This window comes from Geodermatophilus sp. SYSU D00814 (assembly GCF_054050055.1).
The window spans coordinates 46,679-68,779 of record NZ_JBJGYP010000013.1 but is presented as its reverse complement, the minus strand read 5'-3'; the positions used below and the strand labels follow the sequence as shown (position 1 = coordinate 68,779).

The 22,101-nt window shown below is 77.5% G+C and carries 20 protein-coding genes; 10 read left to right on the top strand and 10 right to left on the bottom strand.

What is annotated here, in order from left to right; all coding sequences use genetic code 11:
* Positions 1-10: 10 nt before the first annotated feature.
* The 3 genes from ACI780_RS12035 to ACI780_RS12025 form a co-directional block, all read right to left on the bottom strand.
* A complete protein-coding gene (locus ACI780_RS12035; RefSeq protein WP_457003157.1) occupies positions 11-316 on the bottom strand; it encodes a hypothetical protein in 306 nt (101 codons plus the stop codon).
* A 40-nt stretch (positions 317-356) separates the two neighbouring features.
* Positions 357-3,008, bottom strand: coding sequence for a LuxR C-terminal-related transcriptional regulator (locus tag ACI780_RS12030; protein WP_457003155.1), 2,652 nt, complete (start codon positions 3,006-3,008; stop codon positions 357-359).
* A gap of 62 nt (positions 3,009-3,070) precedes the next feature.
* Positions 3,071-3,313, bottom strand: coding sequence for a response regulator transcription factor (locus ACI780_RS12025; RefSeq protein WP_457003153.1), 243 nt, complete (start codon positions 3,311-3,313; stop codon positions 3,071-3,073).
* A gap of 200 nt (positions 3,314-3,513) precedes the next feature.
* Between ACI780_RS12025 and ACI780_RS12020 the strand changes: the two genes are divergently transcribed.
* Positions 3,514-4,557 (top strand): AraC family transcriptional regulator, encoded by a 1,044-nt coding sequence (locus ACI780_RS12020; RefSeq protein WP_457003151.1) that lies wholly within the window; start codon positions 3,514-3,516, stop codon positions 4,555-4,557.
* The gene (locus ACI780_RS12015; RefSeq protein ID WP_457003149.1) at positions 4,550-5,863 is read left to right on the top strand and encodes an MFS transporter; all 1,314 of its coding nucleotides are present in this window, start codon (positions 4,550-4,552) and stop codon (positions 5,861-5,863) included. The genes ACI780_RS12020 and ACI780_RS12015 overlap by 8 nt, the downstream gene beginning before the upstream one ends.
* On the opposite strand, the gene ACI780_RS12010 is transcribed toward ACI780_RS12015, so the two are convergent.
* Positions 5,808-7,670 carry a glycoside hydrolase family 15 protein gene (locus ACI780_RS12010; RefSeq protein ID WP_456868506.1) on the bottom strand — a complete coding sequence of 621 codons (1,863 nt, stop codon included), beginning with the start codon at positions 7,668-7,670 and terminating at the stop codon, positions 5,808-5,810. The genes ACI780_RS12015 and ACI780_RS12010 overlap by 56 nt on opposite strands.
* Positions 7,671-7,871: 201 nt before the next feature.
* Between ACI780_RS12010 and ACI780_RS12005 the strand changes: the two genes are divergently transcribed.
* Entirely contained in the window at positions 7,872-8,567 is a 696-nt protein-coding gene (locus tag ACI780_RS12005) for a phosphatase PAP2 family protein (protein ID WP_456868505.1), read from the top strand.
* Here the strand turns inward: ACI780_RS12005 and ACI780_RS12000 are convergent.
* Both ACI780_RS12000 and ACI780_RS11995 read right to left on the bottom strand, forming a co-directional pair.
* Positions 8,539-9,030 (bottom strand): hypothetical protein, encoded by a 492-nt coding sequence (locus ACI780_RS12000; RefSeq protein ID WP_457003146.1) that lies wholly within the window; start codon positions 9,028-9,030, stop codon positions 8,539-8,541. The two genes, ACI780_RS12005 and ACI780_RS12000, sit on opposite strands and share 29 nt — an antisense overlap.
* 64 nt (positions 9,031-9,094) lie before the next feature.
* Positions 9,095-11,134 carry an alpha/beta-hydrolase family protein gene (locus ACI780_RS11995; RefSeq protein WP_457003144.1) on the bottom strand — a complete coding sequence of 680 codons (2,040 nt, stop codon included), beginning with the start codon at positions 11,132-11,134 and terminating at the stop codon, positions 9,095-9,097.
* Between the two features lie 105 nt (positions 11,135-11,239).
* On the opposite strand from ACI780_RS11995, the gene ACI780_RS11990 reads away from it, so the two are divergent.
* From ACI780_RS11990 to ACI780_RS11975, 4 genes are all read left to right on the top strand, one after another.
* Positions 11,240-12,964: an alpha/beta hydrolase gene (locus tag ACI780_RS11990; RefSeq protein WP_457003142.1), complete on the top strand. Its 1,725-nt coding sequence runs from the start codon at positions 11,240-11,242 to the stop codon at positions 12,962-12,964.
* A 12-nt stretch (positions 12,965-12,976) separates the two neighbouring features.
* Positions 12,977-13,711, top strand: coding sequence for a CPBP family intramembrane glutamic endopeptidase (locus ACI780_RS11985; RefSeq protein ID WP_457003140.1), 735 nt, complete (start codon positions 12,977-12,979; stop codon positions 13,709-13,711).
* Positions 13,712-13,781: 70 nt separating this feature from the next.
* Positions 13,782-14,072, top strand: a complete 291-nt coding sequence (locus tag ACI780_RS11980) for a three-helix bundle dimerization domain-containing protein (protein WP_456868500.1) — start codon at positions 13,782-13,784, stop codon at positions 14,070-14,072.
* On the top strand, positions 14,069-15,883 hold the full coding sequence (locus ACI780_RS11975; RefSeq protein WP_456868499.1) for a SulP family inorganic anion transporter: 1,815 nt from the start codon (positions 14,069-14,071) through the stop codon (positions 15,881-15,883). Before ACI780_RS11980 ends, ACI780_RS11975 begins: the two co-directional genes overlap by 4 nt.
* Positions 15,884-16,069: 186 nt before the next feature.
* Here ACI780_RS11975 and ACI780_RS11970 read toward each other — a convergent pair whose 3' ends face one another.
* Both ACI780_RS11970 and ACI780_RS11965 read right to left on the bottom strand, forming a co-directional pair.
* Complete coding sequence (locus ACI780_RS11970) at positions 16,070-17,407, bottom strand: diacylglycerol/lipid kinase family protein (RefSeq protein WP_456868862.1); 1,338 nt, start codon at positions 17,405-17,407, stop codon at positions 16,070-16,072.
* Positions 17,408-17,482: 75 nt separating this feature from the next.
* On the bottom strand, positions 17,483-18,559 hold the full coding sequence (locus ACI780_RS11965) for an AraC family transcriptional regulator (protein ID WP_456868498.1): 1,077 nt from the start codon (positions 18,557-18,559) through the stop codon (positions 17,483-17,485).
* 177 nt (positions 18,560-18,736) lie between these two features.
* On the opposite strand from ACI780_RS11965, the gene ACI780_RS11960 reads away from it, so the two are divergent.
* The 3 genes from ACI780_RS11960 to ACI780_RS11950 all read left to right on the top strand — a co-directional run bounded on the left by ACI780_RS11960 (position 18,737) and on the right by ACI780_RS11950 (position 21,048).
* Positions 18,737-19,051: a LuxR C-terminal-related transcriptional regulator gene (locus tag ACI780_RS11960; RefSeq protein ID WP_457003137.1), complete on the top strand. Its 315-nt coding sequence runs from the start codon at positions 18,737-18,739 to the stop codon at positions 19,049-19,051.
* A 302-nt stretch (positions 19,052-19,353) separates the two neighbouring features.
* Positions 19,354-19,743: an STAS domain-containing protein gene (locus ACI780_RS11955; protein WP_456868496.1), complete on the top strand. Its 390-nt coding sequence runs from the start codon at positions 19,354-19,356 to the stop codon at positions 19,741-19,743.
* 69 nt (positions 19,744-19,812) lie between these two features.
* Positions 19,813-21,048, top strand: a complete 1,236-nt coding sequence (locus ACI780_RS11950) for a cation:proton antiporter domain-containing protein (protein ID WP_457003135.1) — start codon at positions 19,813-19,815, stop codon at positions 21,046-21,048.
* Between the two features lie 39 nt (positions 21,049-21,087).
* Here ACI780_RS11950 and ACI780_RS11945 read toward each other — a convergent pair whose 3' ends face one another.
* Together ACI780_RS11945 and ACI780_RS11940 are read right to left on the bottom strand one after the other, a co-directional pair.
* Positions 21,088-21,729: a hypothetical protein gene (locus ACI780_RS11945; protein ID WP_457003133.1), complete on the bottom strand. Its 642-nt coding sequence runs from the start codon at positions 21,727-21,729 to the stop codon at positions 21,088-21,090.
* Positions 21,730-21,775: 46 nt separating this feature from the next.
* Positions 21,776-22,030 (bottom strand): hypothetical protein, encoded by a 255-nt coding sequence (locus ACI780_RS11940; protein ID WP_456868494.1) that lies wholly within the window; start codon positions 22,028-22,030, stop codon positions 21,776-21,778.
* Between the last annotated feature and the right edge of the window lie 71 nt (positions 22,031-22,101).

The window sequence follows — 22,101 nt, the reverse complement described above, 5'->3', positions numbered from 1 at the left end:
CGCGGGCGGGTCACGGCAGCCGCGCGAGCAGCGCCCGGGCGAACGCCGCGGCCGCCGGGTCGACAGGCCGGTGCGCCGCCGCGGCGCGCAGCCACCCGGCCAGCGGTGCGGCCAGCGCGGGGGAGACGGCCGCGATCCACGCGCCGGTCCCCGACCGCGCCTCGGCCACGTGCGCAGTGCCGCCGTCGGGCGCGTGCGCCACCACCTCGGGGCGGGTCGCCAGCAGCCCGGCGGTCCGCCAGTCGCCGGGCGTCGTCCGGGCCGCCAGCGCCTCCAGCCGGTCGGCCGCCGTCCGCAGCAGCTGCTCGGGGTCCACGGCCGGATGCTGCCCGACCCGGCGGGGACGGGCACGGACGTCACCCGGTCCGCGCGCCGGTGTCCTCCAGCAGGTGGAGCTCGCGTGCCCGGCGGACGGCCTCGTTGCGGCGGGTCGCGCCGAGCTTGCGCAGGATGCTGCGGACGTGCGTGCGCACGGTGTTGACCGACACGAACAGCGTGGCGGCGACCTCCGCGGTGGACAGCATGCCGGCGAGCAGCTGCAGCACCTCCCGCTCGCGCGGGCTGAGCTCCCCGGTGATGGCCGCCGGCGGGGCCCCGGCGAGCGGGTCGACCGGGCGGCGCGGCGCCGGGACGGCCGGGCCGGTGGGGCCCAGCCAGGCGCCGGCGACGGCGAGGGACGGGGCGGCGCGCAGCAGCGACCGCAGCCGCGGGGGCGCGTCGAGGAAGGGCCGGCGCAGCCGTTCGGGTCCGGCCAGCTGCAGGGCGTGCCCGAGGACGGCGACGGCTCCCCGGGGATCGCCGCCGTCGGACAGCAGGCAGGCCCGAGCGACCGCGTCCTCGACGGCGAGGCCGAGCGGCAGCGGGCCGCCCGCGTCGGAGGCGGGGAGGACCTCGCCGGCTCGCGGGGGCAGCCCGAGCGCCGCGGCGGTGACGCGCAGCACGCGGCCCCGCGGCGAGCCGGCCGGCAGCCGGTCGAGCCGCTCCCGCGCGGCCGGCCCGTCCCGGCGCGCGAGGGAGACCCGCACGGCCTCGGCGAGGACGTGCTCGCGGACCCAGGCCGGGAGCCCCGCGGTGGCCAGGACCGGGTCGAGGACCTCCGGTGCGGCGTCGGGCCGGCCGCGGGCGCGCTGCAGCCGGCTCGCCAGCACCGTGAGCAGCGGACCGCTGGTCCACGGGGCGGGGACCCGCCGGGCCGCGCGGTCCAGCCCGCGGGCGGCGGTGTCGAGCTCGTGCCGGTCGAGGGCCGCCCAAGCCGCCGCGAGCGCCGCGGCCGGGGACCGCTCCGGCTCGGGCAGTCCGCGCTCGTCGGCGAGGGCCTCGTGGTCGGCGGCCAGCGCGGTCGCCCGCCGCAGCCGTCCGACCAGCGCCTCGAGCAGGGCCAGGTCGGCCAGGCAGCGGGCGCTCGGCCGGGGCGCCTGGGCCGCGCGGCCGGCGGCGAGGGCGCGGGCGTTGGCCTCCCGCACCACCCGCTCGGGGACGTCGGTGAGCCGCAGCGCACCGGCCTGACCGGCGGCCAGCACCGCGGCCAGCTCCGCGCGCGGCCGGGCGTGCTCGTCGGGCAGCGCCGCGACCAGGGACTCCGCACCCGCCGCGGCGGCACCGAGGTCGCCGGCAGGACCGGTGGCCGCGGCGACGGCGCAGACGACGGCCGCGCTGACCCGCAGGGCGGGACGGGTGTCGCGACCGACGGCGGCCGCCGCGGCGGCGGTGAGGTCGCGGGGCGGCGCCGGGCGGTCCCCGGCCAGCGCAGCGGCCGCGCGGAGCACCGCCGCGTCCGGCCCGCCGCCGTCGACCGGCAGGGGACCCCCGGCGGTCCCGGAGGCGAGCAGGCGGCCGACCGCCAGGTCGTCGACGAGCAGGCGGGCGGCCAGGTCGGGGTCCCCGGCGGCGCGCGCGTGCTCGACGGCGACCGGCACGTCCCCCGCGGCGGCGTACCAGTCCGCGCAGGTGCGGTGGCCGGCGGTGAACCGCGCGGGGGCCTCGTAGGACAGCTGCGCGTGCAGCAGCTCGCGGAACAGCGCGTGGATGTGGAAGCCACCGGGGGCGCCGGCGGCGCGCTCGACGAAGGCGTTCTGCGCGGCCAGCGAGGCGAGGACGCGTCCGCCGCCGGGCCGGCCGGCGAGGGCGTCGACCAGCCCGGGCCACAGCTCGCGGGTGGCGCTGACCCGCAGCAGGAACCTGCGCACCGCGGCCGGCTGGTGGTCGAGCACCTCGGCGGTCAGGTACTGGGCCACACCGCCGTCCTCCGTGGTCAGCGCGGTCAGCAGCCGGGCGGGGTCCACGCCGCGGGCGAGCGGGGCGGCGGTCAACCGCAGCGCGGTCGCCCACCCCTCGGTCTCGCGCTGCAGGGCGGCGGCCACGCCGGCGGGCACGGGCGTGCCCAGGGAGGCCAGCAGCCCGCCGGTCTCCTCCGCGGTGAAGGCCAGCTGGTCGGTGCGGATCTCGGTGAGCCGGTCGTCGAGCCGGTAGCGGTGCAGCGGCAGCAGCGGGTCGGCGCGGGCGCACAGCACGAGCCGCAGCCGTGCCCCGGCGTGCCGCACCAGCAGGTCCAGGGCGCCGGTGAGCGCCCGGGAGGTGAGCGCGTCGGCGTCGTCGACGACCAGCACCACCTGCCGGCGCCGGGACGCGAGCGCCGCGGCGAGCGGCACCGGCCACCCCGGCGCGCCGGGGGCCGGGAGCCCCGCTCCGCCCGGGAGGTCGACGCCGGCCCGGTCGAGGGCGGCGAGCAGGGCGGCCCGGAAGGTCGGCGGGGAGTCGTCGGCAGGGTCCAGCGACAGCCAGGCCACCGGGAGGCCGCGGTTCGCCTGCACCCAGGACGCCGCCAGCACCGTCTTGCCGGACCCGGCCGGACCGGCCACCAGCGTCACCGGGCCGGCGGACACGCCGTGGGACAGCGCCCGCAGCAGCCGGGGTCGGGACAGCGGCGCGAAGCCCAGCAGTGGCGGGGACAGCTTGGCGGGGAGCACCGCACCGCCGGCCGGGGCTGCGGGGGACTGGTCGAGCACCACGGGCACCGCCGGTCTGGGAGGGAGGGGTTCTCGGGGTCGGGGACGGCCGCCCACCGCCGGGCTCACAGCAGCCCCAGGTCGCGGGCCCGGGGCACCAGCTGGTGCCGGTCGGGGACGTCGAGCTTCGAGCGGAGCTGGTGGATGCGGGCGCGGGCGGTGTTCCGGGAGATCGACAGCGCCGCGGCGATCTGCGCCGTCGACCGGCCCTCGGCGAGCAGCCGCAGGGCCTGCCGCTCGCGCACCGACAGCGCCGGGACCCCGTCCAGGCGGCCCCGGTCGGGTGGGGGCGGCGGTGGATCGGACATGCCGGCGCTCCGTTCCCTCGGTCGCACCGCGGCCGGCCGCTCCCGGTCCCGTGCGACGGATGCTCTGCAGCACCCGGGAGGCGGCGGGCCGCGAGGGGCGGCGGGCTCCCGGTGCGACCACGCTAGGGAGCCGCATGGAGCACGGCTTCCCCGATGTGGTCGCTATCTTCCGAGTACGTGCCACCGGCGAGGGAGCGCCCATGGACCGCTTCGTCCGCTACGCCGCGCTGAGCGGCTACCCGGAGGTGGCCCGCTCCGTCGGCCTGGACCCGGCGCGGCTGATGGCCGACGAGGGGCTGGACATCGCCGGCCTGGCCGAGCAGGACACCTGGATCCCCGCCGTCCCGGCCGCCCGGCTGCTCGAGCGCTCGGCGGCCGCCTCCGGGCTCGAGGACTTCGCCGTCCGGATGTCGGGCCGGCGGCGGCTGTCGGCCCTGGGGCCGTTGAGCGTGGTGCTGCGGGAGGAGCCGGACCTCCGCAGCGCGCTGGACCTGCTGATCCGCTACGAGCGGGCCTACACCGGCGTCCTCGACCTGCGGCTGCTCGAGGCCGACGGGCTGGCGACCGTGCAGGTGTGGCTGGAGTTCGAGGCGCCGGTCCCGGTCCGCCAGAGCGTGGACCTGACCGTGGCGAACCTGGTCGGGGTGCTGCGCTTCCTCGTGCGCGCCGACTGGCAGCCGCTGTCGGTGGTCTTCTACCACGGGCCGCCGGCCGACCTCGGGGTGTTCCGGCAGGTGTTCGGGCCGGGCCTGCGCTTCGACCAGCCGTTCTCCGGTGTGGTCTTCCCGGCGCGCGACCTGGACCTGCCGACGGTGACCGCGGATCCGGCGCTGCGGCCCTACGCCCGCCGGCTGCTCGACACCGTGCTCCCCCCTCCTCCGGCGACCGCGACCGGGCAGGTCCGCGCGATGGTGGAGGTCCTGCTGCCGGCGGGGAGGTGCTCACTGGCGCACGTCAGCCGTGCGCTCCACGTCCCGCCTCGCACCCTGCACCGGCACCTGGCGGAGGAGGGGCAGAGCTTCTCGGCGATCGTGGACGACGTCCGCGCCCGGTGGGCCGAGCGCTACCTGGCCACCGACGCCCACTCCCTGACCCAGGTCGCGCACCAGCTGGGCTTCGCCGCGCCCAGCGCGTTCTCCGTGTGGTTCCGGAGCCACTTCGGCACGACCGCGTCCGAGTGGCGCCGGCGGGTCCGGTCGGGTGCGGCGCCGCGCCGGCAGGAGGAGATCGCCGGCCGTGGCTGACGCCTCCGCCGGGCCACCGGCGCCCGGGGCGACCCGGTCGCGCTTCCCCTGGGTGGTCTTCGCGCTGGCGTTCGCGCTGCTGCTGTCGGACTTCATGTGCCGCCAGGTGCTGGCGGCCGTCTTCCCCCAGCTGAAGGCCGACTGGGCGCTGACCGACACCCAGCTGGGCTCGCTGACCAGCGTCGTCGCGCTCACCGTCGCCGTGCTCACGGTGCCCCTGTCGGTGCTGGGGGACCGGTTCGGCCGCCGCCGGGCCATCGTGGCGATGGCGGCCCTGTGGAGCCTGGCGACGGCGGCGTCGGCGCTCGCCGCCGACTACGGACAGCTCCTGGCCACCCGGGTGCTCGTCGGTGTGGGCGAGGCCGCGTACGGCAGCGTCGGCCTCGCCGTCGTGCTGTCGCTGTTCCCCGCCTCCCGCCGCGCGACGCTGTCCGGGGCGTTCACCGCGGGTGCCTCGTTCGGCGCCGTGCTCGGCATCGCGGCCGGCGGTGCGCTGGCCGACCGCTTCGGCTGGCGCTGGGCCGTGGCCGCGGTGGCGGTGCTCGGCCTGGTCCTGGTGGTCCTCTTCGCGGTGCTGGTCACCGAGGAGCGGCTCGGGCGCCACGCGCAGCCCGACGCGGCCGACGGGACGCCCGGGGGCGACCGGCGTGCGCCGCTGTCGGCGGTGCTGACCCCGCCGGCCGTGCTGTGCGCCTACCTCGGCAACGGCCTGCAGCTGTTCGTCGCCGGGTCCCTGCTCGCCTGGCTGCCCAGCTACCTGAACCGGTCCTACGACCTGCCCGCCGGCACCGCCGCCGGGCTCGCCGCCGGCCTGCTGCTGCTCGTGGGCGTCGGGATGATCGGCTGCGGGGCGCTCACCGACCGGCTGGCGCGCGCCCGGCCGCCGCGCCGCTGGACCAGCGCGGCGGGCTACGCGCTGGCGTCGCTGGTGCTGCTCGGCGCCGGCTTCGCCCTCCCGGCCGGGCCGGTGCAGCTGGTGCTGCTCGGCGCGGGCGCGTTCTTCGCCGCGGGCACCTCCGGCCCGTCCGGGGCGCTGGTGGCCGAGCTGACGCCGGCGTCGGTCCGGGCCAGCGCCCTGGGCGTGCTCGCCATGGCCAACAACCTGCTCGGCCTGGCCGCCGGCCCGCTGGTCACCGGTGCGCTCGCCGACCGGCTCGGGCTGCCGGCCGCGCTCGGGCTGGTGCCGGCCGTCTCCCTCGCCGCCGCCGCCGTGCTCCTCCTCGGCCGGCGCGGCGCGGCGGCACGGCGGGTCAGCGCGGGCGGCGCCGGTCCAGCGCCGCGTCCAGCGTCACCGCGGCGTCGATGAGGGCCAGGTGGGTGAAGGCCTGCGGGAAGTTGCCGATCTGCTCGCCGGTGAGGGCGATCTCCTCGGAGTACAGGCCCACGTGGTTGCCGTAGGTCAGCATCTTCTCGAAGGCGGTGCGTGCCTCCTCCAGCCGGCCGGCGCGGGTGAGGGCGTCGACGTAGACGAAGGTGCACAGCGAGAACGTGCCCTCCGACCCGCGCAGCCCGTCGGGTGAGGCGTCGGGGTCGTAGCGGTAGACCAGGCTGTCGGTGACCAGTTCCTCGTCCATCGCCGCCAGGGTGGACAGCCACAGCGGGTCGCGGCCGTCGACGAAGCCGACGGTCGGCATGCGCAGCAGCGCCGAGTCGAGCACGTCGGTGTCGTAGTGCTGCACGAACGCCCCGCGGCTGGTGTGGAAGCCGCGCTCGAGCACCTGCTCGTAGATGCGGTCGCGTTCGGCGCGCCACCGGTCCGCGTCGGCCGGCCGGCCGTGCTCCTGGGCCAGCCGGAGGCCGCGGTCGAAGGCCACCCAGCACATCACCCGCCCGTAGGTGAAGGCCTCCCGGCCGCCGCGGGTCTCCCAGATGCCCTCCTCCGGCTGGTCCCAGTTGTCGGCGAGCCAGTCCAGCACCCGGCTGGTCGCCGTCCAGCCCTGGTGCGGCAGCGGCAGCCCGGCGCGGACGCCGGCGTAGAGCGCGTCGAGCGCCTCGCCGTAGATGTCGAGCTGCAGCTGCTCGGCCGCGCCGTTGCCGATGCGGACCGGCGCCGAGCCCCGGTACCCGCGCCAGTGGTCGAGCTCGTCCTCCTTGAGGTCGGAGGAGCCGTCGATCCGGTACATGATGTTGAGCGGCCCGCTGTCGCTGTCCAGCCGCTCGCGGATCCGGTCGCCCAGCCAGGACCCGAAGTGCGCGGCCTCGTCGGTCAGCCCGAGCTTGAGCAGCGCGTGCACCGAGAACGACGCGTCGCGCACCCAGGTGTATCGGTAGTCCCAGTTGCGCTCCCCGCCGACCTGCTCCGGCAGGGCCGCGGTGGGGGCGGCGACGATGCCGCCGGAGGGCGCGTACGTCATCAGCTTCAGGGTGATCGCCGAGCGCGTGACGTCCTCCCGCCAGCGCCCGGTGTAGGTCGACCGGCCGACCCAGGAGCGCCAGTACGCGACGGTCGCGTCGAGGAGCTCCCGCACCTCGGCGGGGCGCAGCTCGCGGGGCGGCCCGGCGGCGCCGGTCTCCAGGACCACCCCGCGCAGCTGGCCGGCCACCAGGGGGAGGGTCGCGTGCAGGTCGGCGTCCTCCCCCCGCACCTCGGCGAGCCGCTCGTCCCCGGGCTCCCGGACGACGTGCAGCGTGAGCCGCGAGCCGTCGGACACGAAGACGGCGCCGTCGTCGGTGGTCTCGACGCGGTGCGGGTGCCGGCCGTAGTCGAAGCGGGGGGCCACGTCGACGTCGAAGGTCATCCGGCCGCGCACGCACTGCAGGATCCGCACGATGCGGTGCCGGTCGGTCGCGGTGTCCCCGGCCGGCGGCATGAAGTCGACGACCTGACCGAGCCCCGCGGCGGAGAAGAACCGGGTGACCAGGACCGCGGTCTCCGGCAGGTACATCTGCCGGGACGTGTACGCCGTGCCGGCCGGGCGGATGCGGAAGTGCCCGCCGCGCTCGTCGTCGAGGACGGCGCCGAAGACGCTGGGGGAGTCGAACCGGGGGGAGCAGAACCAGTCGATCGACCCGTCGGTGGTGACGAGCGCGGCGGTCTGCAGGTCGCCGATGATGCCGTGCTCGGCGATGGCGGTCTCGCGCGTGGCGGTCTCGCGGCTGGCGGTCTCGGTCATGCCGGCGACCGTGCGGCACCCGGGCGGCGGGGACCTCATCCCCCCGGGGTGACCCGCCCGCCCGCACCGGGCACGGGGGAGTGCCGCGGCGGGTGCGGGCAGCGGATCACCCGGCCGGGGTGAGTGCGCCCGGCCCGGCCCGGGACAGGGTGCCCGCACGGGCCGGCGCGCCCGTCGGCCACCGCGCGGGAGGGACGGCACATGGAGACGGCACCGGCGCGGACCCCACCTGCCGAGGAGCGGCTGGCCGGGCGGCTGGCGGCCGGTGCGCCGCCGGCGCCCGCGCGGGCGACGGCGGTCCGCCTGCTGGGCGACCTGGGGCGGGTCGACCGGGCCCTGTACGGGGCCGTGGCCGGGACCCCCGCACCGGTGCTCGACCGCCCGGTGCGCCGGCTGTCGCGGCTGGCGGACTGGTCGCGGCTGTGGATGGGGGTCGCGGGCGTGCTCGCCGCGGTGGGCGGTCGCGCCGGCCGGCGGGCCGCCGTGACCGGGCTGGCCGCCGTCGCCGTCGACTCCGCCGTCGTCAACGCCGGGTTCAAGGTCGCCGCCCGCCGGCGGCGTCCCGACCGCGACGTCGCCGGCGTCCCGGAGGTCCGGTGGGTGCCGATGCCGCACTCGCCGTCCTTCCCGTCCGGGCACACCGCCTCGGGCTTCGCGTTCGCCACCGCGGTCGCCCAGGTCCTGCCCGCGGCCGCCGTGCCGCTGCGCGCGCTCGCGGCCGCGGTGGGCTACTCGCGGGTGCACACGGGGGTGCACTACCCGGGCGACGTGGTCATCGGGGCGCTGATCGGCACCGGCGTCGGCGAGGCCGTGGGGTGGGGGCTGTGGCGGGTCGACGTCGTCCCGCGGTCCGGCCGGGCGGCGCGGCTCAGTGGACGAGCGCCTTCAGGCCGATGAGCCCGGCGCCGACGAGGGCCACGAGCGCGCCCTTGAGCAGCGCGCCGCGCGGGGACGCCCCGGCGAAGCGGGCCGCCCAGTACCCGTAGAAGCCGATGAGGCCGAGCCCCGACCACTTGGCGACGGTGAACGCGGTGCCGACCGCGAGGAGCCCCAGCGCGGCGAGCAGGAAGAACACCGCGGGGAAGGCGACGCCGAGACCCACCGCCGCGGCGTCCTCGGCCATGTGGCCCAGCTGCGGGCGGGTGACCCGTCGCCGGGTGCTCGTCTCGGCGCCCACGACCTCGCTGTAGACCTCGGCCAGGCCCACCGCCAGGGCCGTCCCGAGCAGCCACACGGCCATGACCCCGGGTTCCGGCGGGTGGCTCTCGAGCGCCACGACCAGCGCCAGCCCGATGATCGACCCGTAGACCACCCGGCTGACCTGCCGCGACCCCAGGTGCGCTTCCAGGCTCGTCCTCATGCGCGGCAGCCTCCCGGGGCCGGCGCGGCCGGGCACCGTCCGCTGCGGAGGATGCCGGGGCCGGTCAGCCCACGGCCCCGGGGACGACGGCGAACAGCCGCTCCCGCACCGACTCGCGCACCTGCAGCACCTCCTCGACGCGCCGCAGCTGATCGGGGGAGGCGGGCAGGCCGAACACGTCGCTCAGGAAGCGGGGCAGGTCGGCGCGGTAGTCGTGCTGGAACGCCCCGAAGGGCCCGGACGTCTGGGCGTTCTTCATGTCGACCAGGCTCTGGAAGAACGTGGTCAGCGGACGCCACCGCATGGCCGGCGGGATGCCCCGGGGGCTCCCGACGGCGACCGGCTCCGGCCGCGGCCGCGACGGGCCCAGCCACTCCGGCGGGTACCACAGCAGGTCCGGCCCGAACTTCGTCACGCCGTCGTTGTCGTGGCTGAGCAGGACGAACCGCGGCGCGCTGCCGCGCTGCAGGGTGAGCGCGGTGAGCTGGTCGTGGTCGTTGACGACGGCGAGGGCGTCGGGGTCGACGTCGAGCCGGTCGCCGCGGGTGACCTCGCGCATCCACCCGCTGCCGTAGGGCGTCCCGATCCACAGGGCGCGGTCGACGCCCATCGCGTCGGGCCCGAGCGTGCCCCAGTGCAGGAACACGTCCTGGCTGGTGTGCGCGCCGAGGCTCTCGCCGAACACGGCCACCCGCGGGCGGGGACCGGGGCGCTCGCGGAGGCGCTGCAGGATCCGCAGCCACAGCAGCCGGTTCTGCTCCCGGGCGGTGGCCACCATCCCGAGCGACAGCGGCGAGGGACGGCGGGAGTACTGCAGGGCCACGGTGGCGACGTCGCCGAGGGACAGGTACTGCAGCGCGGCGGTCGCCACGTAGTTGACGTAGCCGGTGCCGGTGGGGGAGACGAGGACCAGCAGCGACCGGTCGAAGGCGCCGGTGCGCTCCAGCTCGGCCATCGCCAGGTCCACCCGTCCGCGCGGGGTCGGCGCGTTGTCCAGCCCGACGTAGACCTGCACGGGGTCGGCGAGCGCCGGCGTCCCCATCACCGTCTCGATCGACAGGTCCGGCACGCCGTCGGGCAGGTCGGGGAGCGGCTGCGGGCGCACCGAGGCGAGCGCGTGCAGCCGGCCGTCGCGGCCCATCCCGTGCCAGGACACCAGGCTGCCGGGGCCGCCGCTGACCGTCGCCGGCACCCACCGGTCGGCCTCGTCCGGCTCGAGCACCGGGACGTCGGCCGACGTCATGGCCTCGATCCGCCGCATCGCCCGCTGCCAGACCGCCGACGCCCCGACCCCCAGCGCCGCGAGGGAGCCCGCGTGGCCGGCCGACCGCCACAGCTCGGGCGGCCCGGGCAGCGCCGCGGCCAGCCGGCGGGCGACGACGTCGGCGAGGGCGTGCTCGCCGTAGGCCGCACCGGCGAGGCACCCGACGATCCCGGCCGCGACGCCGACCGACGCCAGCGGCGAGGGCGCCTCGACCGGCGACCGCGCCGCAGCGGGTCCGGGGTCCCCGGCGGGCCCGGTGTGCCCGGCGTGCTCGGTGCGCTCGGCGTGCTCGCCGGCGCGCACCCGGTCGAGCACGTAGGCGACCCCGAGGCCGAGGGGGACCGACAGCGGGACGGCGGCGAGGCGGCCACCGAGCCGCAGCCGGTCGTCGAGCGCGCGGGTGCCGAGCTGGGCGCCCCCGAGCAGCGCGCCGGCCAGGCCCGCGGCCCCGAGCCGCCAGGCGACCTGGCGCACGACCCCCCGGAGCGGGTCCTCCACCCGCGGCGGCAGGCCCCGGAGCACGGCCAGCCCGAGGGGGACCGCCGCGCAGTCGAGCGCGACGGTGGCGGCGCGCCGCGCGGCCGGGGACGCCGCCGCGCCGGTGAGGAGCCGGGCGGTGGCCTCCACCGCGTCCTGCGTCGCGACCGTGAGCAGGTGGTGCAGGCCGGTGGCCAGCCCGGTCACCAGCCCCTGGTCCACGACGCTGCGGGGGGAGAGGGAGGGGGCGAACGTGCCCGGTGCCATCGCCGCGGCCACCACCAGCCCGACCCCGGGCGCGGTGTCGGTGCCGCGGGACCTCCCGCGGCCGTGTCGTCCCGATGGCGGTCGTACGCGTCCCATGCCCGGATGGTGGGCCGTGTGCCGGGGCGGCGGTTCATCCGCTGCGTAGGAGTCCGCCGCTCCGGCCGGCTCCTAGCGTCGGCCGTCCGAGGAGCGGAGCGCGGCATGACGGCGGAACCGAGGACGCAGGCCACACCGGGCGGGACGGGCACCGCGCCCGCCCCGGCCCCGGCGGCGCCGGCCCGGGAGCGCGCCCGCCGGTGGCAGAGGTGGCTGCCGCGCTACACCTGGAGCGGCACGGTGGGCGCCCTGCTGTTCGGCTGGGCCTCGCTGACGCCGTCGCTGCTGCCGCGGGGCTGGGTGCTGCAGGGGCTGATCACCGGCATCACCGCGGCGATCGGCTACGGCGTGGGGGTCACGCTCGCGTGGTTCGTCGCCGAGGTCACCGAGCGCCGCATCCGGCCCCGCGCCCGGCACCGCGCGTGGCAGGTCCTCGCGGTCGCCGGCCCGCTGCTGAGCCTGCTGGTGCTGTGGCTCGGGGCGGGGTGGCAGCGCGACGTCCACGAGCTGATGGGGCTCGACCCGCCCGAGGGCTGGTCGTCGTCCGGCATCGTCGTCGTGGCGGTGCTCGTCTTCGCCCTGCTCGTGGCCGCCGGCCGCGGGATCCGGGCACTCGCCCGCCGGCTGGTCCGGCTGCTCGGGCGGGTCCTGCCCGGGCGCATCGCCCGGCCCCTCGGCGTCGTCACGGTGACCGTGCTGGTGGTCTTCCTGCTCAACGGCGTGCTGTTCCGGGGACTGGTCGAGGCGATGAACTCCGCGTTCAGCGTCCGCGACGACGGCACGGAGGAGGGCGCGGTCGAGCCGACGGCGCCCGAGCGCTCGGGCAGCCCGCAGTCCCTGGTCCCGTGGGAGGACCTCGGCCTGCAGGGCCGCAACTTCACCGGCGCCGGGCCGACGCCGGAGGAACTGAGCGCCTTCTCCGGCCGGCCGGCCCAGGTGCCCGTGCGCGCCTACGTCGGGCTGGCGTCGGCCGGGGACGTGCGCGACCGCGCCGAGCTGGCCGTCCGCGAGCTCGAGCGGGCCGGCGGCCTCGACCGCTCCGTCCTCGTGGTGGTCACCACGACGGGGACCGGCTGGGTGGACCCGGCGGCGAGCGCGTCCCTGGAGTACCAGTTCAACGGGGACACCGCGATGGTGGCGGTGCAGTACTCCTACCTGCCCAGCTGGCTGTCGTTCCTGGTCGACCAGGTCAAGGCGCGCGACGCCGGCCGCGCCCTGTTCGACGCCGTCTACGGCGCCTGGGCGCAGCTGCCCCCCGACGACCGGCCGGAGCTCTACGTCTTCGGTGAGAGCCTCGGCACGTTCGGCGGGGAGGCCGCCTTCAGCGGGCTCGCCGACGTCGAGAACCGCACCGACGGCGTGGTCTGGGCCGGGCCGCCGAACGTCAACGAGCTGTGGCGCGGCCTCGTGGCCGACCGCGAGGAGGGCTCGCCGGAGTGGCTGCCGGTCTACGAGGAGGGCCGGACCGTGCGCTTCGCCGACGAGGCGCCCGATCTCGGCGCGCCGGAGGGGCCGTGGGAGGACCCTCGCGTGGTCTACCTGCAGAACGCCTCCGACCCGATCGTGTGGTGGTCGCCGCGGCTGCTGTCCGAACGCCCGGACTGGCTGCGGGGAGAGCGCGGGCCCGACGTGTCCGACGACGTGGTGTGGCTGCCGTTCGTCACCTTCTGGCAGGTCACCGCGGACCTGGTGTTCTCGACCGGGGTCCCCGACGGGCACGGGCACAAGTACCAGGCCGACTACGTCGACGCGTGGGCGCAGGTCGCGCAGCCGCCGGGGTGGACCGACGCCGACACCGACCGGCTGCGGTCGCTGGTCGGCGGTGGGTGACCGGGGGAGGGGATGACGACGCCGGCCGCGCGGCGGGGGCGCCTCGTCCCGGGCGCGGTCGTGGCCGTGCTCGCCGTGGTCAACGTCGTCGACCACACGCGGCACCCGCCGTGGTGGGCCCGCACGCTGACCGGTGCCGGGCTGCTGGCCTGGGCGCGCCTCACGGGGCTCGGCTGGTCCGGCCTCGGGCTGGGCCGCGACCGCCTCGGCGCCGGGTGCCGGTGGGCGCTGGGGGCGATCGGCGTCGTCGCCGGCGTCTACGCGGTCGGCGTGCTGCTGCCGCCGACCCGGCCGGCCTTCCAGGACGACCGGTACGACCTGCCGCTGCCCGAGGCCCTGCACACCGCCTTCGTCGCCATCCCGCTGGGCACCGTGGCGCTCGAGGAGCTCGCCTTCCGCTCCGTCCTCTGGGGGGTGCTGGCCCGGCACCTGCGGGAGGGGCAGGTGCTGGTCACGACGTCGGCGCTCTTCGGGTCCTGGCACGTGATCCCGGCGCTGCACGTCGGCGAGACCAACCACGGGGTGGCCCGGGCGGTCGGCGGGACCGGCACCGCCCCCCTGGTCGCCGGCACCGTCGCGCTCACGGCGGTCGGGGGACTGGTCTTCGGGGAGGTGCGCCGGCGCAGCGGCAGCGTGCTGGCCGCCGCCGGGGCGCACTGGGCGACCAACGCCCTGGGCGTGCTGTTCGGGCTGCTCGTCTGGCGCCGGGACCGGCGGGGCCGGCGCGTCCTCATCCGGCACGGATGAGGGCCGCCGGGCGGGCCGCCGCCACACTCGGGCCGGCCCCGGAGGAACGCAGTGACTGAGGAGGCCTCGGATGACCGTGACCGCCGCGGTGGTCGCCGCCGAGGACGAGGACCCGCTCGGCGGCCCGGCACCCGTCGGTGACCCCGTCGTGGAGCTCCTCGTCGGACGGCTGCACGCCGAGTACGGGGTGGACCGGCACGAGATCCGCTCGCTCGCCACGGAGGTGCTGGGGACCTTCGCGAGCGCCCCCGTGCAGGCCTTCGTCCCGATCCTCGTGGAGAAGCGGCTGCGCGAGACCTACCGCCTCCGGCGCGACGTCCGGCCGGACCCGCCGGCCGGCGCCGTTCCCCGTCCCCGGTGAGCCGGGCCGTGCGCCTGGTGCCGCCCGGGGTCCGGGCGCTGCGCGGGTACGACCGGCGCTGGCTGGGCCGGGACGTCGTGGCCGGGGTGGTGCTCACCGCGCTGCTGGTGCCCCAGGGCATGGCCTACGCGGAGCTGGCCGGCCTGCCGGCGATCACCGGCCTGTACACGTCGATCACCTGCCTGCTGGGCTACGCGGTGTTCGGCCCGTCGCGGATCCTGGTGCTCGGGCCGGACTCCTCCCTCGGGCCGATGATCGCCGCGACCGTGCTGCCGCTCGTGGTGGCCGGCGGCGACCCCGAGCGGGCGGTCGCGCTGGCCTCGGTGCTCGCGCTGATGGTCGGGGTCGTCATGGTCGTGGCCGGGTGGGCGGGCCTCGGCTTCGTGGCGGACCTGCTGTCCAAGCCCACGATGGTCGGCTACATCAACGGGCTCGCCCTCACCATCCTCGTCGGCCAGCTGCCCAAGCTGCTCGGCTTCTCCGTCGACGCCGACGGCCTGGTCGGGGAGGTCACCGGCTTCGTGCGGGGCGTCGTCGACGGCGACGTCGTGCCGGCGGCCGCGGCGGTCGGGATCGGCGGCGTCGTGCTGATCCTGGTCCTGCAGCGCTGGCTGCCCAAGGTGCCGTCGGTGCTGGTCATGGTCGTCCTGGCGATCGCCGCCACGACCCTGTTCGACCTGGGCGAGCGCGGGGTCGGCCTGGTGGGGGAGCTGCCGCGGGGCTTCCCGCCGCTGACCATCCCGAGCGTCGGCTGGTCCGACGTCGGCCCGCTCGTCGCCGGTGCGCTGGCCATCGCGCTGGTGGCGCTGGCGGACACCATCTCGACCGCGTCGGCGTTCGCCGAGCGCACCGGGCAGGAGGTCCGGGGCAACCAGGAGATGGCCGGGATCGGGGCGGCGAACGTCGCCGCGGGCTTCTTCCAGGGCTTCCCGGTGAGCACCAGCGCGTCCCGGACGGCGGTGGCCGAGCGCGCCGGTGCCCGCTCCCAGCTGACCGGCGTCACCGGGGCCGTGCTGATCCTGCTGATGATCGTGCTGCTCCCGGGACTGTTCCGGAACCTGCCCGACGCCGCCCTGGCCGCGGTGGTCATCACCGCCGCGCTCTCGCTGGCCGACCTGCCGGCCGTGGCCCGGCTGTGGCACCAGCGCCGGGTGGAGTTCAGCCTCTCGCTCGCCGCGTTCGCGGGCGTGGCGCTGCTCGGCGTGCTGCCGGGGATCGGGATCGCGGTCGGCCTGTCGATCCTCAACGTCTTCCGCCGCGCCTGGCGGCCGTACCAGACGACGCTCGGCCGGGTGGACTCCGTGCCCGGGTACCACGACGTCCGCTCGTACCCGGGGGCGCAGCTGCTCCCCGGGCTGGTCATCGTCCGGTTCGACGCGCCGCTGTTCTTCGCCAACGCGAAGACCTTCCGCGACGCCGTCGTGGCACTGGCCCGGACCGAGCCGCCGCCCCGCTGGATCGTCGTCGCCGCCGAGCCGGTCACCGACGTCGACACCACCGCCGCCGACGTGCTGCTCGACCTCGACCGCCTGCTCGACGCGCGCGGTCAGACCCTGGTCTTCGCCGAGCTCAAGGACCCGGTGCGCGCCAAGATCGACCGGTACGGGCTCGACCGGGTGATCGAGCCGCAGCACTTCTTCCCGACCGTCGACGCCGCCGTCGAGGCGTTCCGCGCCCGGACCGGTGCCCGGTGGTCCGACGCGACGCGGCCGGCGCCCGACCCGGCCGTGCTGCCGCGACCGGCGGCACCGCTGCCCGCGCCGGCGACGCCGGTGAGCCCGAGCGGCGAGCACCCGGTCCAGCCGTCCTGAACCGGACCCGTCCGGCGGTGTGCTCGACCCGGCGGTCACGCCAGCCGGGTGTCGACGACGACTCTGCGGGTGTTCCTCGCGCTCTGCCGGTGCAGCAGCACGGGCAGAGCACGAGGAACGCCCGCAGGGCGTGGCCGTCGCCCGGCGCCTCGCCCACCGCCTGCCCCGGCGTGGCCGGGCGCGGCGTCAGCCGCCCGCGGCCGCCGGTCGGGAGCTGCCGGCCCGCTCGACGGGCACCGCCGGACGGCCGGTGGCGAGGGCCCACAGCGCCGCCCAGTCCACCCGCGCCCGCGGCGGCTGGACCCCCGGCCGGTGGCGGGGTAGCCGGACCCGGAGTGCCCCGGGACGGATGGTGCAGCGCACCGGGGCGCTCAGCCGGACGGTCTCCCCGTCGATCCCGACCGGCACCTCGGCGGCGTCCGCGGTGACCAGCACCTCGGGCCCCTCGAGGAGCCGGAGTCCCCGCCGGTGGGCGCTGTTGAGCAGGCCCACGGCCTGGCGGGTGCCGTCCACGCGGACGGCGACGACGCCGAGGACCCCGCGGTCCAGCCGTGGCCGGCGCCCGCTGCCGGCGAGGTCGGAGGCGCCGTAGGGGTTGTTGCTCACCAGCACCGCCTGCGGGGCGTCCACCGTCGTGCCGCCGATCTCGGCGACGAGGTGGGCGCCGCGCCGGCGGGTCAGCAGGTCGGGGAGCGCGTCGAGGGTCGTGCCGCGCTTGTCGTCGCGGTAGCCCGGGTTCTCGACGATCTCCGCGTAGGCGCCGAAGGACGCGTTGTTCACGAAGGTGCGGCCGTTGATGTCGCCCAGGTCGATCCGCGCCTCCACGCCGTCGCGGAGGGCGTCGAGGCACCGGCCCGGGTCGCTGCGGTCCAGGCCCAGGTCGAGGGCGAAGTGGTTGCGCGTCCCGGCGCTGACGACGAGGAAGGGCACGTCGTGCTCGGCGGCGACCTGGGCCACGAGCGCCTGCGTGCCGTCACCCCCGGCCACCCCGAGGAGGTCCGCTCCCCGGGCCAGGGCGTCCCGCGCCAGCTGCTGGACGTCGGTCCCGGGCCGGTCGAGCAGCGCGACCTCGGCACCGAGCTCCTCGGCCTGCTCGCGCAGCCGGAAGCGGCCGACCTTGCCGCCGCCGGAGCGCGGGTTCATGACGATGAAGGGGTGCCGGGGAGCCGGCGCGTCGGCGACCTGCATCGTCCAGCGCGACCGGTCGGGGCGCAGTGCCGCGCGGGCGGCGGCGACCGCCGCGGCGAGCAGGACCGCGGCCAGGACGGCGACCCACAGCAGCCGCTCGGTGGCGAAGAGCACGAGCACCGCGACCGGTGTGGCGACCGCCAGCGCCAGGGCGAGCCAGCGCAGGACCCCGCGGTGCAGCAGGAACCAGAACGCGGCGGCGACCACCACGACGACCGCCCCCGCGGTGAGCAGGACCAGCCACAGGCCGCGCCGGCCGGCGAAGACCAGCAGCACGACGACGGCGGCGGCGACGAGGGCGAAGGAACCCCGGGCCCACCACCGCCGGGCACCCATCGAGTCCACGGCACACCTCCCCGACGGGCTGTCCCCGGCGTCGGCCGATCGTGGCCCTCCCGTGCCGCTCGGGGATCACCCTCCGCGGACGGTCGTGCGCGGCCCGGGCGTCGCGGCGTCGTCGCGCTGTGGCGACGGCGCGTTCGTACGGGCCCTCCGCCGCCACTCGGTGGGGCTCGTGCCGAACTGCTCCCGGAACCAGCGCGAGAAGGCGCTGGGTGCGGTGAACCCCAGGAGCCGGGACACCTCGGTCAGCGACATCCCCTCGTCGGGGAGGTACCGCTCCGCCAGACGCGCCCGCGTCGTGCTCAGGACGGAGGAGAACGTGTCGCCCCGCTCGGCCAGGTGGCGCTGCAGCTCCCGGGCGCTCAGGCCGAGGAGCCGGCTCGCCCGTGCCAGCGACTGGCGTCCCAGCGGCAGCAGGAGCTCCACGGCCGCCGCCACGTCCGTCGGGCCGTCCGTCGCCGTGGGTGCGGCGGGCACCACGACCGTGTGGAGGAACTGCCGGGCGTAGGGCCGCAGCGAGGGATCGGCGGTGACCACGCGGGCGTCGAGGTCACGCGTCCGGACCAGCAGGCCGGTGAACCGGCGGCCGAAGTCCACGCGGGGACCGAAGTGGCGCCGCCACGGTCCGGCGTCCGGCGGCGGGGGACGGGCGAAGGAGGCGGACAGGGGCTCCCAGTCGCTGCGCACCAGGGCCCGGACGATCCCCACGAGCGCCGCCATCACCAGGTCGAGCGCCTGGTCGCGCGGCGCGGGCTCCCCGAGCTCGAGCCAGACCTCGACGGTCGCCTCGTCGTCGTCCTCCTGCAGGCGGAGGTGCAGCGCCTCGTTGTAGGCCCGCTCGTACCTCGTCAGCAGGTCCAGGGCGCTGCGCAGGTCCGGCTCCTCGCGGAGCACGACGCTCAGCGGACCGAGGGTGCCGAGGGTGCGGACCTCCGCCAGGCGCAGCGCGAACTCCGGGCAGTCCGCCCGCTGCGCGGACAGCTCGAGCAGCCGGGCCGCGGGGGCGGCCGGGATCCACCGGTCGGGTACGGCGAGGTCGGCGAGGTCCAGTCCCACCTGCGCGGTGAGCTCCTCGGGGCGCAGCCCGGATGACCTGGCCACCTGCGCGTAGCCGGTGAGCGAGTTCGTCCTGATCCGAGGGAGCACCGCGGTCTCCTCCACCGTGCGCGAAAAGGTAAGGGCTCAGGCGGGATCGGTAAAGCGAGTCCCTCTCGCTCGCACTAGCGTCGGTCACGCTCCGTCAGCAGACGCTTCGTCTCAGTTCCGGTACGTGGCGGACACGCCGAGCCGCACGCGTACCGCCGCAGGCCCTCGGAGGTCGACATGACCGGTGACCCCGCAGCCGCCCCCACCGCGCTCGCAGGAGGCGTGGTGCCGGTGCCCCGCCGCCCACCGGGACCGGTGATCCGCACCCCGGCCCCCGTCCTGAACGGCCGCGACCTCGAGCTCCTCTCGTGCCTGGCCTCCGGCGGGTCGACGGCCCAGGTGGCGACGGTCCTCGCCGTGTCGAGCAACACCGCCCGCACGAGGATCCGGCGCGTGGAGCACAAGCTGCGGGTCGAGGACCGGGGAGCGGCCGTGCGGGCCGCCCGGGACCTGGGGGCACTCACCGACGGTCCCGCCGGATCGCACGGCTGAGTTCCGGATGCCACACTGACCGCACCCCCGCCAGGCGGACGACAGAGGGCCTGCGGGTCCGTGGCGCGGTCGCCTGGCGGGGCTCCCGCGGCCGCGCCCGTCCGTCGTCCCCGGGTCCCGCGCCGGACACCTCGTCCCCCGCGGGGGAGGCCCCGGCCCGTCTGCCCTGGCAAGCTGCCGCCGCGGGCCGGTCCCGCCGGCGGACCGAGGGGGCGATGGTGGCGATCGAACCCGACGCGACACCCGGCGACGGGCCGCGGTCGACCGTTCGTGGTCCCACCGCCCGCCGACCGCGGCACCGGGTGACCGCCGCGTCCGCCGCCGCCCGCCCGCGCCCGCGGCCCGCGTCGGACCCGCCGGTCTCGGAGGTGCACGTCGACCTGGTCACCGGGCGTCTGGTGATGACCGGCCGGCTGGACGTGCGCACCACCCACCTGCTCTACGACGCGGTCTCGGCCCTGCTCACGGCGCCCCACACGACCTGGACCGTCGACGTCGGCGGGCTCACCCACGTCGACGACGCCGGGGTGCGCGTCCTGCTCGGCGCGTACCGGCGGGCGGTGCGCCACGGCCGGCGGATCACCCTGCGCGGGGCGTCGCCGGCCCTCCGGCACACGCTGACCCTCCTGCGCCTCGACCGACACGTGCTGCACGGGGAGGAGACCGGGCCCGGGGACCCGGCACCCGGCTGACCGTCGACGCCGTCCCCGTGCCGCGGGGTACGCCTCGCGCCACTCCGTCCGGGTGCTCCGGGAGGCCCCGTGCCCGTCGAGACGGTGGCGATCGCCGGTCTGGTGGTCTTCCTGTGGGGGCTCTCGTCGGCCCGGCTCCAGCACGCCGACCTCACCGCGCCTCTCGTCCTCGTGGGCGTCGGTGGAGCGCTGGCCGCCGTCGGCCTGGTCGACGCCGGTTCGGCGCCCGACGCGCTCCTCCCGCTGGTCGAGGTCGCCCTGGTCTGGGTGCTGTTCTCCGACGCCTCGGCGGTCCCCCTCGGCCGGGTGCGCCGCGACCTCGGCCGGTACCTGCGACTGCTGGGCGTCGGCCTGCCGCTGACCGTCGCAGCCGGGTGGCTGCTGGCGTACGGGCTCGTCCCCGGCCTCGGGGCCTGGACGGCTCTGCTGGTGGGCGCCGCACTCGCCCCGACCGACTCCGCGCTGGGGCTCCCGGTCGTCACCAACCCCGCCGTGCCGGCCCGCATCCGGCAGTTGATCTCCGTCGAGAGCGGTCTCAACGACGGCATCGTCACGCCCGTGGTCCTGTTCGCCCTCGCCGGCGCGACGGCGGGTCAGGCCGCCGGGAACGGCTCGTGGCTGGGGGAGGCCCTCCTCGAGCTGGGGCTCGGCGTGCTCACCGGCGCCGGGATCGGTCTGGGCGGCGGCGGGCTGCTGCGGTGGGCGCGCGGCCGGGGCTGGGCCGGCGAGGAGTCCGTCGGCGCCGCCGTCCTGGCCCTCACCCTCGTCGCCTACGCCGGCGCGCTGGCCGTCTCCGCGAACGGCTTCGTCGCCGCCTTCTGCGGCGGCCTCGGCTTCGGCGCGGCAGCGGGCCGGCAGGGGCCGGCCGAGCGGGCCTTCCTCGACCAGGCCGGTGGGCTGGTGTCCCTGCTGGTCTGGCTCGCGTTCGGCGCGCTCGCCCTCCCGATCGCCGTCGCGCGGGTCGACCTCGTCACCGTGCTCTACGCGGTCCTGAGCCTGACGGTGGTGCGGATGGTGCCCGTGGCCGTCGCCTGCGCCGGGTCCGGCCTCGACCGTGACACCGTGCTGTTCGTGGGCTGGTTCGGGCCCCGCGGTCTGGCCTCGCTGGTCTTCGCCCTCATCGCGCTCGACGAACTCGGGGACGCCGCCGACCGGGCCGTCGCGGTCATCGCCGTCACGGTGCTGCTCAGCGTCGTCGCGCACGGGCTCACCGCCGCTCCCCTCGCCTCCCGCTACCGCCGTGCTCTCGGCCGCAGGGGCCGGGACGGGCACGGCGGGGACCCGGACGCCCCAGGACCCGCGTAGGGCCACCGGCGCCGGTCGTGGTGCGTCCTGGGCGGGCCCTCACGCCCCGGTGACCGGGCCCGGCACGGCCGGCAGCGGCGCGGCCGACGGCGTGCGGACGACCCCGAGCTCGGCCATCGCCCGCTCGTAGCACTCGTGCAGGAGGGACAGCCGCTCGACGAGCCGCCGGACGTAGGCCGGCGACGTGGACAGCGGGGTCGGCTCGCTCATCGTGTCCCAGAAGAGCTGTGCGAGCTCCCCGCTGCGCCCCGACCACGCCCTCGGAGCCGGTGCGGACACCGGTCCCAGCGCAGCGACGAACCGCCGGGTCACCTCCCGGCGCAGCCGGGCCGCGCCCTCCCGGTACGGAGCCCGCTCGCGGCGGCGGCGGAGCGCGGCCCGCCGGAAGCCCCCGTCGCCGGGTGGCGGGGGCTCGACCCCGAGGCCGATCGCCCGCCCGAGCAACGGCACCAGCAGGGGGCGGTCGGCGTCGGAGAGCCGGTCGTTGGCGTTCCGGAGGACGGCGGCCAGCTCGCCGTCCACGCAGCGTGGCCGGTCGGTGAACGCCTCACCAGCGAGCAGGGCCGTGTACTCCAGGAAGCACGCGCCCTGCGACGGGCTCCGGTGCCTGCCCCGGCCCAGCACGGGCATCGACTCCGGCGCGGGCATCGTCACGATCCCGTGGGGCGTGGACCCGTTCACGGCCGCTGCTCCCTCCTCGCGGTGAGGACGGTCACGCCTGCGGTCCTCACCGCGGCCACCCGGGACCGCCGTCCGGCCGGCCCCCGGGGCCGGCGGTCGTCAGGGACGACCGGCGCAGGACGGCGTGGCGGTACTCGAGCAGCGCGTTGAGGTGTTCCTCGGCCCGGGTCAGGAGGTCGAGGTTCTCGCGGTTCCCGGTCCTCGCCGCCGCGGCACGGGCCGCCCGGAGGTCGGTGAAGGCCTCCGTGATCAGCCGGTCGAGGACGACGAAGCCGTCCAGGGGTGGCGCGGTCGCTGTCATGGCGGGCCTCCCGCCGGTCGTCGTGTCGGTGCCGCTCCCAGGACCCGAGCGTGCCGCCGCGCCGGACCGGC